The sequence below is a fragment of the Enterococcus sp. DIV0086 genome, from assembly GCF_050498705.1.
In the GTDB taxonomy this organism is placed as follows: Bacteria; Bacillota; Bacilli; order Lactobacillales; family Enterococcaceae; genus Enterococcus; species Enterococcus faecalis.
Genome location: NZ_JBNIDN010000002.1, coordinates 58,337 through 71,444 on the forward strand (window position 1 = coordinate 58,337; position 13,108 = coordinate 71,444).

Annotated in this window: 9 protein-coding genes and 1 pseudogene; 7 read left to right on the forward strand and 3 right to left on the reverse strand. The window is 33.1% G+C overall.

What is annotated here, in order from left to right:
• Positions 1 to 95: 95 nt before the first annotated feature.
• Positions 96 to 1,340, reverse strand: a pseudogene (locus IGI63_RS14260) (ISL3 family transposase).
• 1,755 nt (positions 1,341 to 3,095) lie between these two features.
• On the opposite strand from IGI63_RS14260, the gene IGI63_RS14265 reads away from it, so the two are divergent.
• Genes IGI63_RS14265 through IGI63_RS14280 form a run of 4 tightly spaced genes read left to right on the forward strand, consistent with a single transcriptional unit; the run spans position 3,096 to position 8,371 of the window.
• A complete protein-coding gene (locus IGI63_RS14265; protein WP_429976043.1) occupies positions 3,096 to 4,031 on the forward strand; it encodes an ABC transporter ATP-binding protein in 936 nt (311 codons plus the stop codon).
• A gap of 15 nt (positions 4,032 to 4,046) precedes the next feature.
• Positions 4,047 to 4,790 carry an ABC transporter permease gene (locus IGI63_RS14270; protein WP_429976044.1) on the forward strand — a complete coding sequence of 248 codons (744 nt, stop codon included), beginning with the start codon at positions 4,047 to 4,049 and terminating at the stop codon, positions 4,788 to 4,790.
• Positions 4,787 to 5,752: an ABC transporter permease gene (locus IGI63_RS14275; RefSeq protein WP_429976045.1), complete on the forward strand. Its 966-nt coding sequence runs from the start codon at positions 4,787 to 4,789 to the stop codon at positions 5,750 to 5,752. Before IGI63_RS14270 ends, IGI63_RS14275 begins: the two co-directional genes overlap by 4 nt.
• Before the next feature lie 45 nt (positions 5,753 to 5,797).
• Complete coding sequence (locus IGI63_RS14280; protein WP_429976046.1) at positions 5,798 to 8,371, forward strand: LuxR C-terminal-related transcriptional regulator; 2,574 nt, start codon at positions 5,798 to 5,800, stop codon at positions 8,369 to 8,371.
• Positions 8,372 to 8,533: 162 nt separating this feature from the next.
• On the opposite strand, the gene IGI63_RS14285 is transcribed toward IGI63_RS14280, so the two are convergent.
• Together IGI63_RS14285 and IGI63_RS14290 are read right to left on the reverse strand one after the other, a co-directional pair.
• Entirely contained in the window at positions 8,534 to 8,692 is a 159-nt protein-coding gene (locus tag IGI63_RS14285; protein ID WP_429976297.1) for a transposase, read from the reverse strand.
• A 341-nt stretch (positions 8,693 to 9,033) separates the two neighbouring features.
• Positions 9,034 to 9,090, reverse strand: a complete 57-nt coding sequence (locus IGI63_RS14290; protein ID WP_429976298.1) for a hypothetical protein — start codon at positions 9,088 to 9,090, stop codon at positions 9,034 to 9,036.
• Positions 9,091 to 10,537: 1,447 nt separating this feature from the next.
• Between IGI63_RS14290 and IGI63_RS14295 the strand changes: the two genes are divergently transcribed.
• The 3 genes from IGI63_RS14295 (at position 10,538) to IGI63_RS14305 (ending at position 13,048) form a co-directional block, all read left to right on the forward strand.
• The gene (locus IGI63_RS14295; RefSeq protein WP_429976047.1) at positions 10,538 to 10,867 is read left to right on the forward strand and encodes a hypothetical protein; all 330 of its coding nucleotides are present in this window, start codon (positions 10,538 to 10,540) and stop codon (positions 10,865 to 10,867) included.
• Positions 10,868 to 11,144: 277 nt separating this feature from the next.
• Positions 11,145 to 11,954: a YhfC family intramembrane metalloprotease gene (locus IGI63_RS14300; RefSeq protein ID WP_429976048.1), complete on the forward strand. Its 810-nt coding sequence runs from the start codon at positions 11,145 to 11,147 to the stop codon at positions 11,952 to 11,954.
• A 677-nt stretch (positions 11,955 to 12,631) separates the two neighbouring features.
• Positions 12,632 to 13,048 carry a transposase gene (locus tag IGI63_RS14305; RefSeq protein WP_429976049.1) on the forward strand — a complete coding sequence of 139 codons (417 nt, stop codon included), beginning with the start codon at positions 12,632 to 12,634 and terminating at the stop codon, positions 13,046 to 13,048.
• The last annotated feature ends 60 nt before the right edge of the window (positions 13,049 to 13,108 follow it).

The window sequence follows — 13,108 nt, forward strand, 5'->3', positions numbered from 1 at the left end:
AAATGTGTAAACTTACGGCTCTTTGTCAAATAATATTGGTAAAGAGAAATTGTAGAATTATATCGAGTCCAGAGGAGAAAATCCTCTGGATTTTCTTATTTGGTTTGTATGGCTTGTCCTTGTTGTACGAAAATCCGCAATTTGAAATTATAAAAGTTACGAAAACCATAGGCATTCCGCTTTAACACTTTGACATGATTATTTAGACACTCCAATTGTCCATTGGAATAAGAATAATTCAAGGCATGATGAATTTGTTTTTGGTATTTTTTAAAGGTTCGTATAGTTGTTTGATAAGTAGCTGGCAAGTGAGAAATATTTTGCGTAAGCAAGGCATCAAAATACGTTTTGTTTCGTTTAAGAACGGCATACAAGAAGTCTTGGTACAACACGTGTAACCTTGTGTTAATTCAACGCTATAGGAAAGCAGTCTGTCCGCAAGCTCCGTTTCGGTTAGATAAGTTTTAAACGAAGGGCGCCAACAGCGGTTTAAACTATTCAACTTTTCTTGATTTTTTTGTAATAACTTCCAATGTTTTTTGAGCTGTTTTCCTTGTCGTTTTTCAGCTAAACTTGAACTTTTTAATAGGCGATTTGTCCAAATGATTCGATGGTTTCGAAAAGACCGATCGATGTGTTGAACGATATGGAAGCGATCAATGATGAACTTCGTCTTAGGGAAACATAAAGTGCGTACATATCAATGACAATAAATTGGACGTTTTCCCGCACAGACAGTGGAAAACGATTAAAATAACGTTCTAAATAAGGCAATTGTCGGTTTTCAACAATATCAAACAATTTTCTTGTTTGGCCATTTAAAATGATAAAACTCATGGCACCAGAAACCTGACGAATGGATTTAAATTCATCAAAGTGAAGAACCGTTGGTAAGGTTGTTTTAAAGGGATTCATCGGTTGGTAAAAGCGTTTCAGTACACGATAAACAGGCACATTTTTTTGGCGAGAGATGCCTGTCATGGAAGTATTTTCTTTCAACCATGTAGTAATGGCCCATTTGACAGATTGACTAATGAAACAGTGCTTTTCTGCAATACTTGTATCCGCAACAAAAGTCCGTTGACATGCGTGACATTTAACACGTTTTTTTTCAATTCCAGATATGTTTTGAATTCTGCGACTTTATTAAGTAACAAACGAACGGTTGTCATTCCCCAGCGAATAATCATGGAATGACTTTTACAATGTTCACAGGGATTTGGAGAATAGGTTAATTTTCCTGTATAAACTTTACAAATTTGTCCGTTTATTTTTTCTTTTCGCAAACAATTTTCTTCGAAAGTAACATATAGGTCTAGAATATTTAGGATTTCTTTGATAAGCTCAGTATAGGACTCCTTAGAGTGGGTTTAGCGACTTTAATTCTACAGAATTTCGAGGTGTCTTTTTTGTGAATCAAAAAAGATGTTGGTAAAAATACCAACATCAGAAAGTATAGAGCCCTTTTTCATACGTAGAAAGTAGTATAATAGAAACAGAGGAAAGCATATCAGAGCCAGCGATAAATCGCTAGTTTTTCGTTTTTCTACAGGTACACTTCTGCTCGCTTTTGTAATAGTATTATTACTGCTGAATAGCGGACAGCTTGTATGTATCTCCATTGGAATGCGATCAATATACATAATAGTAAATCCTTACCACTTGCACTCTACCACATGGTATCTACTGGCATATTAGTGCTTATGATTTATATTAACGTTTCTGTTACGATCGTTTCATATAGTTAATTATTAAACCATCAAAAGCTGGCATGAATGATATAAGAAATTAAGTTGCATGAGGCTAATATTGTCAAAAAAGCGGTTTTTTCATTAACTTGCAAGGCAAGTGATAGGGGACTGGTTTCCTAGAATCTATTTTGGCATTTCATTTTTTGTTATTGAGTTTAGTGAGCTGTAAGAATCTCTCCATTATAAATTTTCAATTCATAGTATTGCTTTACTCAGTGGATAATACGGTAATTTGACATTCAGTAGTAAAATTATTTTGAGACTTGTCACTTTCATAGATTTTAACAACGGATTGTTTAACCTCTTTATCAAATTTACGAGGTTTTTTTTGTTTGTCTCTCATAATAAAAATCCTTTCTAAATGAGTGTCTATTTAATTGTCAATATAGTAGAAAATCTGCCTACCTTGTTAGTATATATTCATGGTATCGATGAAAAAACTGTTGTGAAATTGGAAAGTAAAGGTGAAGTAACCTCTATATACAAAAATGATAAAAAAGGATTATATAGCCTTACTTGATTGTGAGCAAACTGGAACGAAAATAAGAGTACTTTTACTGGAAAAAGTGAAAGATAATAAGGTTTCAGAGATGGCATATAATTCACTGAAACAGGGGTATTAATATTGATATATATGGATTTACACTTTGTTTATTGATATTATATTTAAAAAACATTACTGCTTTGTATTTCATCTATTCATATTCTTTTTAGGGACGTGTAATCAATGAGAATCACAACGATATGATTTAGCAGTTTATTTTCAAATAAACTCGGATGTGCCATTTCCTACAGTTCGACGTTTTCACTGTTGAATGAACAATTTTCCACGAAAAATTTTGGGTTATGCGATGCCTATAGAATGTCTATGGAAGAACTGGTGCAGCTATCATTGACCACTTGAGCTTCTGGTAAGAAATAATTAAAAATGAACTACTAATCGTTTTAAAACTTGGAGTCTCATCAGCGGTACGAATCCAGTCAGCTAGCAGTAAAATTGAGTATATTTTTCAAAAATGAGAAGTACGATGGATAGAAATTGATTTTTCAAATTGAACTAGCTAGTGGAGTAATTTATTTTTTTAAATTCATCAATCCATTCCTTCTAAAAAAAGTCATCAAAAAGGTGTAGTCAAATCACTATACGATATTTAAAGCTCCTAAAACTGGTTTTTAAAGATAAAATATGGTATTTATGTATCTTTTGAGATCTAATGGGCGGACTATCTTACTTCTGTTCTTTTGTTTTAATAGAGTGAAATAATTTTTAAATATCAACCATATGGTTGATAGAAATCAAATTAAACCTTCTATACAATAGAATTTGTAAGGAGGAGAGCGTTGATGAAACCATTAATTGAAGTAAAACAATTAGAAAAGAGCTATAAAAATAAAAAGGTTATTCATGGAATATCCTTTTCAATTTATGAAGGAGAAATTCTTTGTTTATTAGGACCGAATGGTGCCTCAAAAAGTACAACAATCAATATTCTATGTGGCGCACTAGGGTTTGATGGCGGAAATATTACTTGCAAGGGTGCTCCGATTGATAAGAATTTGCAGGAGTTTAAACAACAATTGGGCGTTGTTCCACAAGAATTGGCTTTATATGAAGATCTGACAGCAGAAAAGAATGTTCAATTTTTCGCTTCTTTATATGGCTTGAAAGGAAAAGAATTGGAAGCGGGAGTCACCTTTGCGTTGTCATCGGTGGGGTTATCCAGCCATCGAAAAGAAAAGGTAGCATCCTTTTCCGGCGGTATGAAGCGAAGACTGAACATCGCGTGTGCCCTCGCTCACCGCCCGGCCTTGCTTATTATGGATGAGCCTACGGTAGGAATTGATCCTCAATCTAGAAATCACATATTGAATTCGATCAGAGATATGCAATTGAAAGGAATGACTGTTCTCTACACCACTCATTATATGGAAGAAGTAGAAGAAATCTCTTCGCGAATTATTATTATGGACCATGGTCAGATTATTGCTGAGGGGACAAAGGAAGCTTTAAAAGAAAAAAATGATGAACGAAAAATCACGATTGAAATCAGTAATTCAAATGAAATTTTGTTGGACTCCTTTTATCAAATTGAAGGTGTAAAAGAAGTGGCATTAAACGATGATGAATTGTTAATCACTTCAATCAAAGGAATCGAGAATCTCGATCACATTATCGATAAGCTAATCCGTTTGCAACAGAAAATCCAAAATGTTGTTGTTCAAGAGGCTAATTTAGAAACAATCTTTTTGGATTTAACGGGTCGATCTTTAAGAGATTAAGAAAGGAGAAGAACAATGTATCGACTTTTTAGAATTATTCAACGTGATACGATGAATCTGATTACGAATCCTATGTGGATATTCTTTAGTTTAATGTTCCCATTTCTGTTAGTCGCCATATTAGGTTTTTTAACGGGAGGACTGTATGGAGATTATTTTACTAGTTATGACTATTACGGTGTCACACTAATGTTGTTTTCAACGATGTATGCGGCGACTTTTTCAGCCAATAGTTTCATGGAGGAAAAAATCAAAAAGGCCAATTTGCGAATTGTGTATTCACCTATACGTAATTGGTTTATCCCTTTTTCAAAAGCTGTTGCTACTTTTATTTTTACTACTTTCTTTTATACCATCGCCGCTGTGAGTTGTCATTTGCTGTTTCAAATAAGATTTGGTGATGACATGCTGTTGCAGATTTGGCTTTTATTCATTGGAATGGACTTACTATTCAGCTGTATCGGGGTATTGATGTGCTGCATTTTCAAAAGTGAAGGAGTTGCCAATCAAATCCTTAGTATTTTGACTGCTGCGTTGGCAATGCTCTCTGGATTTCTATTTCCAATCGCCAACTTAGGAGAGACGTTTGTCAAGATAAGCAAGTGGCTGCCTACGACTAAGGTGGTACAGACAATCTTCGAAATGATTTACGATCAGAATTCGGAAAACTTTTCTTCAGTTTTTTTGATGCTAGTCGCTTTTTCTGTTTTGATATTGGCAGTATCGACGATTCTATTTAACGGGGAGGAATATGTATGATCGCGATGTTCAGAAATGATTGGGCGAGGACATGGCAGAATAAAGCACGGCTCTTTGTCATGTTAGGTTTGATCCTTGTATCCATTGTTCTAGCAGTTTTTGTTAGCGGTAAAGGAAATTTTTCAACCAAAATTGGACTAATCGGCCCTTCGAAACATGAAGTAGTTTTGGATACTGTAAAAATAGATCACCTTTCACAAGAACCTGAAAAATCAGCGTTAGTCTTAGGAATGTATGACGCAATTATTGATATGCGAAGTGGAACTCCCGCGATAACGACCTTTAAAGGTGAGAAATATAAAAAAGAGCTGGCGGAGTACCTCAAAAATCCTCAGTCTATTCGAAATATCCAGAAAAAAGAAGGAGGCATTGGCAGCATGATTATCGGCTATATGTTGATGTTCGTATTGATGTCCAGTGTAACAAATATGCTGCTGTTTAGTGAAGATAAAGAAAAACACATTATGGAACGAATCAACACCACACCAGTTAGTTTTATCAAATTATTCACGAACTATTCATTGTTTTCTTGGCTGTTGCTGTTTATTCCCAATATTTTGATTCTTGCTAGTATTTCACTCTTGGGTCTTACCGACATCGGTTTTTCTGTTTCCAATTATCTTGTATTGATTGGTTTGATCGCTCTCTTTGGGGTGTCATTCTCAATTTGCAACGCATCCTTTTTCAAAGTAGCAGATACGGCAAGTATGTTGGGATCGATGATTATGATGATCACCACCATATTATCGGGAAGTTTCTTTTCGCTAGATAACGGCAATAAGTTCTTCAACAGCTTAATCCATTGGTTGCCACAAAAACAATTTTTGGAGTTAGTTAAAAATATCGAGGCTGGCCAAAGCTATGGAGAAAATTCTCAACGGCTGCTCTATTTGATTGGCGTAAGTACGGCTTTGATGATCGTTGCTATTTTTAAAACAAGAAGGGAGTATGTCCGTAATTGAGTAAACTGATATACTAAGGGCATTTTTATTGGAAGGAAAATCTTTATGAAAAAACACTTATCAACGAATCGCGTTAAAGCACCAGAAATTCTTGAAAAATTTATTAGTAGAGAAGAATTAGCTGGAAAAATACAAATCGGCCTTCAAAAAAAATTGATGATCTTAGAAGCAGGTGCTGGACATGGTAAAACGACCGCTATCCGAGAGAAGCTTAGTTATCTCCCTTCAGATCGATGGCATTGGTTGACCCTTAATGAAGATTGTGATCACTTGATCGTTTTCTGGAGCTATATGATTGAAACACTGAAGGGGCGGTTGGATTCGACAAAGGAGGAACTTCTTGTCTATTTTCAATCAGGAATGAACTCTGAAAATATTGAAGAATTTATTATCTTTTTAGTAAATAGCTTAGCTATTGAAACAGATGAGTATCTAGTCCTCGATGATTTTCATACTGTAAAAAATGAAGTGGTTCTTCATTCCTTCGAACGTTTTTTAGAAGAACTCCCAGATAGTTTACATGTAGTAATCACAACTAGGTATCAGCCGGAGTTGTATTTAACGAAATTTCTATTGGCAGAACAACTTCAGTATATCCGGGAAGACGATTTTCTTTTATCTGATAATGAGGGAACGACCTTTATTCAGCAAAATTCTCGTGAAGAGCTTTCTCAAGAAGCGAAGAACTATTTACTTGAAACTGCGATGGGCTGGATCGGTGGATTGAAATTGTTGATGGCGGTTAAAAAGATCAATCAACCTCATGTTGAAAAAATCAGCTTTGAAAATAAAATCCTTTCGGAATATCTAGCAAGAGAAATATTTGACAACTTATCGAAAGAGGAGCAGGAATTTTTGGTTATCTCAGGATTCTTTCCCTTCGTCTATCCCAACGTAAGTCGAGAAATTTTTCCAAAGGTCAATTTCTTGTCCATGATTGAGGGATTGCTGGAAAAGAATCTTATGATTACTTGTATTGATAATGTGGAGCAAAAATTTACTTTTCATCCGATCCTTAAAGAATACCTAGTTAAAGAATTTCAAACACTGCCGGTCGAACAACAACAAAACTTAAGAAAACAAACGGCAGCTGTTTTTATCGAAGATGGGTACCTGGATGAAGGGATTTCTTTATTATTCGAATTAGGTGAATATCCGCAACTTATGAATCTGATCGTGGAAAATCAGCAATCTTTTCGGCGAATGTATTATATCGAGCAAATTCCGAAAGAAATTACGTTGACGAATATTGATTTTGCTTTTCAAAAATTTGTCTATTATTATTCCAATCTTGATTATGATAATTGCTACGATTTGATTGAAGCGCTGGAAGAAAAATATCCTGATAAAAAAGAAATTAGAGCGTTAAGCGGCATTAAATTACTGCTTGGTTCTGACTATTTAACAACCGATCAGACACCGAACACGATTCAAGAAATTAATCAACTGAAGCTTGATGATGTATCTAAAGCACTCATTTTCTTGAAAAGTGCTGTGATTCTCTTTTTTAAGGAAAGCTACCAGCAAGCAAAACAATTCATTGAAGCAAGTGAAAAATTGAATCAAAAGAGTAAAAGTAATTTTTTGAGCTATTTTAATCAAACACTATTAGCGCAAATTTGCGAGGAGACGGGTGAACTGAACAAAAGCCTGGCTATTTTGACAACTGTCTATCAGAGTTTAGATAGTTTAGGAATCAATTCCAAGATGAAAGAGACCTATCAAGTTAGTTTTTTTATCACGATAACTGGTATTCATTTGAAACAATTAAATTTGGCGGCTGCGGCAGATACATTGAAAAGAGCTGACACAAACAAACATCCACACATCCGAGCATCCTATTTATATAATTTAGCAGAATTTCATTATCTTGCCAGTGATGAAGAAAAAGGCTGGCAAATATTTAAAGAATTGGAAACCGGAACAACAAACAGCTACAACAATCCCTTTACACAATCTGGTATCATGAAATACGCTCTGAAGATTGATCAGCTGCCGGGCTATTATGAAGAGCAATTTATCGAAGTCTATAAGCAACATCCTGAACTTCATAATATGGCTTATCAGCTATTTTATGGCATGATCCTGTTAAAAAGAAGGGACTATCAAGGATGCATATATGTGACTGATCGAATTTTAGAAAAGAGTCGAAAGCAACGTATTTACGCCAAAATCATTGAGGCTAACCTATTAAAACTGTCAGCATTGCTGCAAATAAAAGGAGATAACTCAAGGCAACTGCTTAATATTTATCATGAGTGTTTGTATTATGGCAGTGAAAACCAAATCTTGAACAACTTCTTTCTTTTTCGCCAAGAAATCGCCCAACTTATTGAACTGCTGAAAGATAAAATAGATGCAAATTTGGAACCGCGTGAGAAAGACTTTCATAACGAAATAATGAATTTATGCTGTATCAGATCAGGTTCTTTATTAACTGAGCGAGAGATCGAGATTTTAGGGGAAATGGCTAAAGGAATGACTAATAGAGCGATTAGTGAAAAATTGTTTATTTCAGTAGCAACAGTCAAAACCCATATTTTAAACATTTACCGTAAATTAGAGGTTAATTCCCGTGTAACTGCAGTTGATAAGGCTAAGCAAATGCGGCTAATCTAACTAGTTTATAAAAAAATACTTTGTTAAATGCCAATGATTCCCTATCTACATCATAAGCAATGCCCCATCTATGATGGAATTACGGCTCTTTGTCAAATAATGTTGGTAAAGAGAAAATGTAGAATAGCATCAGGTCCAGAGTAGAAAATCCTCTGGACTTTTTTATTTGGTTTGTATGGCTTGTTCTTGTTGGACGAAAATCCGCAATTTGAAATTATAAAAGTTACGAAAACCATAGGCATTCCGGTTTAACGATTTGATATGATTACTTAGACACTCCAATTGTCTATTCGAATAAGAATAATTCGACGCATGATGAATCTGTTTTTGGTATTTTCTAAAGGTTCGTAAGGTTGTTTGATAAGTAACTGCAAGAGAGAGACACTGTGAGTAAGCAAGATATAAAAATGCTTTTGGTTTCGTTTATGAACGGCATAGAAAAAGTCTTGGGACAACTTGTGTAATTCAACGCTATAGGAAAATAGTCTGTCCACAAGCTCTGTTTGAGTCAAATAAGCTTTAAACGAAATGCGCCAACGACGGTTTAAATTACTCAAATTTTCTTTATTTTTTGTAATAACTTCCAGTATTTTTTGAGTTGTTTTCCTTGTCATTTTTCAGCCAAACTTGGACTTTTAAATAGGCGGGTTTGTCCAAGTGATTCAATGGTTTCGGATGGTCTGACCGATGTGTTGAACGACATGAAAAAGATCAATGATGAGTTTAGCATTAGGGAAGCATTTCTTCGCTAGAGTGCACCCAAAGTGCTAGTTAAATTTAGAGATAGAAAATAAAAGAAACTTTGCCTAGAATTAACTCAAAATATCGACGAAATAAGTGATAATTCTAGGCAAAGTCCACTACAGAATATAAAAATATTACAAGACTATCAACTATCTTTTTCAAAACTAAAAGAAAAAGTGTTGCCTTGGTATAATGAGTTTGTTCCTCAGAAAATTAACAATTATAAAAATATCGGCCAATAAATTCAATCCGATTTCGTTATCCTTTTAGCGATTATTTTGGCGACAACGCAAATATATACAACACAAATAGCCCAGTATAAAGCGATTAGTTCCATGTTGTTTCCTGATAGTTTTCCAGAACGTTCTAGATACTAACGTATCTGCGGGTTATTATCAGATGTGATTAAAATCATTCGTGTTAATTACGTACAATCGTTACATGAAAACTGTCCTATTTCCGTCCTAGACAGTAGACCAATTCCATTATGTGCACCTGTTAGAAAGAATCGAAATCGAGCAAAGCTATTTAAAGGCATTGCAACTTTTGGCTACAATGCTATGAGAGCGTATTAAAACAGTTTTTTCTACATTAATAAAACTGAGAGAAAATGGGGTTTTAAACCGCTCTCTAGTAGGATTCGAGACCAAACTAAAGGTGATTCTGTTGACCTACAGTTTTCTGCTTGAAGAAGCATAAAGGGTTATTCCTAGGACATTAAAATATTCACTTGGCTACTTTTAAATTTAACTAGCAATTTGGGTATAAACAAGTAAAAAATATTGGTAATAATGCTCAACGCTACTGATAATAATGATTTTTTAACATGATTAAACTTTAGCAACAATTAATTCATAAGAATTATTGCTAATTAAAATCCAAAGGAGTATAATCCTTTCAAGGAAATAGTTAAGTATGTTTCTTTATACTTTCTGATTATAAAATTTAATTGTTCTTGGTACATCTTGTTCAATATATCACAATATATTTGATGATATGTTAAATCTTACTATTTCATCTGTTATAAGAATAACTGTTGTTAAAGTAACTGTTCATTTGATAAAAATTTTATTTTTAAGCAATTCTAATAATAAAAAGATGTTAGGCTTAGATGACATGAAATTGTTTATGTATTTAATAGAACAATTAATTATATTGATAGATGGAAAAATAGTATTGTAAGGATAAAAATAAAAATTATTCAATGCTAATAAATATGCTAAATCTAAAGATTTACATAATTGAATAGTTTCTAATTTTAGGAATAAAGAATTAATTAAGTTACATTGTTAAATTAACAGTAGATAGGGGGTGTATATATTGGTTAATTTTTTGTACGCAATGGTCTTACTTTTAATTATATATAATCAGTTGAGAATAAGAAAGATCAAAAAAAGGCGTGTATGGAGTTATTTAGCAATTATGTTAGTGGGAATTAATATATTTTATAAAGGAATTTCATCGAAACAGTTACTTCTAGATAAAAGTTCAATTGAAATTTTAATATTTGTATTTCTAGTTTTAGCTATAGGCTCAGGGATAGCTCGTGCTTGTACTTATAAAATTTGGCAAACACATAATATAGTTTATAGAAAAGGAACTTTAATAACTCTGTTAATCTGGGCGATTACAATCATCGCACATCTCTTTTTTGATAGTTTAATTGAAAACGTTCAGACCTCTTCGCTTCTTTATCTAGGAATTACTTTATTAACACAGCATATTGTTACCTTACAAAGAGTTAAAATGTAAGGATTCTATAACATATATGGCGAGTTACCTCTATATAAGCTAGCAAGTTGTAGCTGTTTACTAGATTCTATAGATAGAGTCCATAAAGTTTGATAAATTATTTAGAAGTGCACTTTTTACTAAACCTATTACTTTTCTCACGCAACATTTGTTCAATACACTTTTGTAAAATATATCTTTAAATCATGAAAATTATAACGATAAAATTGACCTCTCACAGCGTCCTGTATTGAAATAAGAATTAATATTATTGAGGGGATGAGAAGGAGAAATATCTATGATTAATAGCAGTTCCATTTTTTTATGCTCAGTGTCTGTATTCTTATTACTCATATTTTACTTAGGAGTATATGTTTTTTTTAGTAAAAAATATAAGATTAGATTTATACCCGTTCTGTGTGGATTTCTATTATTTATTCTTTTTGCCTTGATACTAGAACCAATAATACATCAATTAGTTTTACAGCCTTCTCCTAATGGAACAATTTCTATGAAGACTAATAATCCTATTGTATACATGATGTATGCTGCTTTTACAGCTGGAGTCTTTGAAGAAATAGGCCGCTATACTGGTTTAGCATTTTTAAGTAAAAAATATCCTGAACAAAATACAAGTATTGCATATGGGTTGGGACATGGGGGTGCGGAACTTCTTATATTGGGAGTAGGTACCTTAATAAACAATTTAATTTTAATGATAAGTATCAATCAAAATAATAAACAAGTTATCATTAATTTGCCTAAAAATATTGTAGATACACTAATAAACACACCGTCTTCACACTATTTGTTTATTTTGATAGAAAGGATTCCTGCGCTTTTTATACAAATTTTATTAACAATTATAGTTTGGTATGGTATTAAGCACTCTAACAGTCTTAAAATATTACCGTTAGCAATTGTTCTTCACGCTGTTATAGACTTAATTAGTGCTGCATATCAAGTAGGATATATTCAAAATTTTTTAGTTCTTTATGGGTTGCTTTATTTAGCAACTTTAGGATTATTTGTATTAACTAAAAAATATTTTTTTGCAGACTATGATTCATTAACTAAAAGAGAAGGTAACATAGCTAAACAAATTTAAGTAATAAATCTTTAAAATTCACAGAGTTTAATTTAGTAGATTTCCTATGTAAAATTTTTATTTTGATTAAATGTATCTGTAATGAATAATTAAATTGAAATAAAATTTTTTAAAATCATCTAATAATATTATTTAATATATAAGTTGTATATCTAACCTCACATATGGAATGGGAAATTACCAAAGATAAATCCGGAAAATCCATATTAATTTGATATAAAAAAGTTGATGTTAAGTCATACTTTTAAGAAATTTCTGAGTCAACATTGGAATACGCGTCTTACTTGAAAGGTGAAAGTAAAGACTTAGAGACTTTATTGAATGAATTAGGATCAAAAGTAGAAAATGAAGCAATAGTAGCAGTGATTCCAATAAATTGGTTCGTCTAGTTACCTGCTGTACTAGTTAATTTTAAAAGCAGAAAATAAAAAAGCTTTGCGATAAAATATGCTTAAAATCCTAACAAAATGAGCGAATATTTTATGCAAAGCCAAATCACAGAATACCTAATGTTATTCAGATTTTCAAACAGAATATCAAACAACCTTGGAAAAGGTTGAAGAATTAAACTGTGAGTTTGTTCCTGACTTTGTCCGCGTTAGACGAAAGATTGATCAACAAAAACAGCTAGATACCGTGATTGTTGCCACGATGATCTGGGGATTTTCAAACCAGTCATGCACTTATCGTGCAATCTGCGCTTTTTTTATGATCCTGCTTCTGACTTTTCGAGTTGTTCTAGATATAGCAAAATTTGCGATAATTTGAATAATGTTTTAAAAATTATTCACTATAAATACGTAAAATCATTGGATAATCAAGCAACTTATGCTATTATCGACAGTTTCCCTTGCTCGTTGAGTGCCACCATTCGAAACAGGCGAGCGAAGCTTTTTTCTGAAGTTGAGAATATTGGCTACAATGCGGCGAAAGAGTTGTATTACTACGGATTTAAAATCAGTCTAAGTGTTGATTCTAAAGGATCTCCACTCTCTTATGGGGTAAGTTCAGCTTCGATTCATGATGTAAACATGGCTTATGATTTAGTGGGACAAGCCCCAAATAAGCAAATGTTGGCTGATAAGATATATTAGTTAAAAGCTAAAACAGGATTGTCACGCTATTGGCGTAGACTTCTGGACACCACGTAAAAA

Excerpts from the sequence above, each read along its gene's own strand:
- IGI63_RS14300 (WP_429976048.1), top strand. The coding sequence starts at position 11,145 with ATGATTAATAGCAGTTCCATTTTTTTATGCTCAGTGTCTGTATTCTTA.
- IGI63_RS14270 (WP_429976044.1), top strand. The coding sequence starts at position 4,047 with ATGTATCGACTTTTTAGAATTATTCAACGTGATACGATGAATCTGATT.
- IGI63_RS14280 (WP_429976046.1), top strand. The coding sequence starts at position 5,798 with ATGAAAAAACACTTATCAACGAATCGCGTTAAAGCACCAGAAATTCTT.
- IGI63_RS14305 (WP_429976049.1), top strand. The coding sequence starts at position 12,632 with ATGCACTTATCGTGCAATCTGCGCTTTTTTTATGATCCTGCTTCTGAC.
- IGI63_RS14295 (WP_429976047.1), top strand. The coding sequence starts at position 10,538 with ATGTTAGTGGGAATTAATATATTTTATAAAGGAATTTCATCGAAACAG.
- IGI63_RS14275 (WP_429976045.1), top strand. The coding sequence starts at position 4,787 with ATGATCGCGATGTTCAGAAATGATTGGGCGAGGACATGGCAGAATAAA.
- IGI63_RS14265 (WP_429976043.1), top strand. The coding sequence starts at position 3,096 with ATGAAACCATTAATTGAAGTAAAACAATTAGAAAAGAGCTATAAAAAT.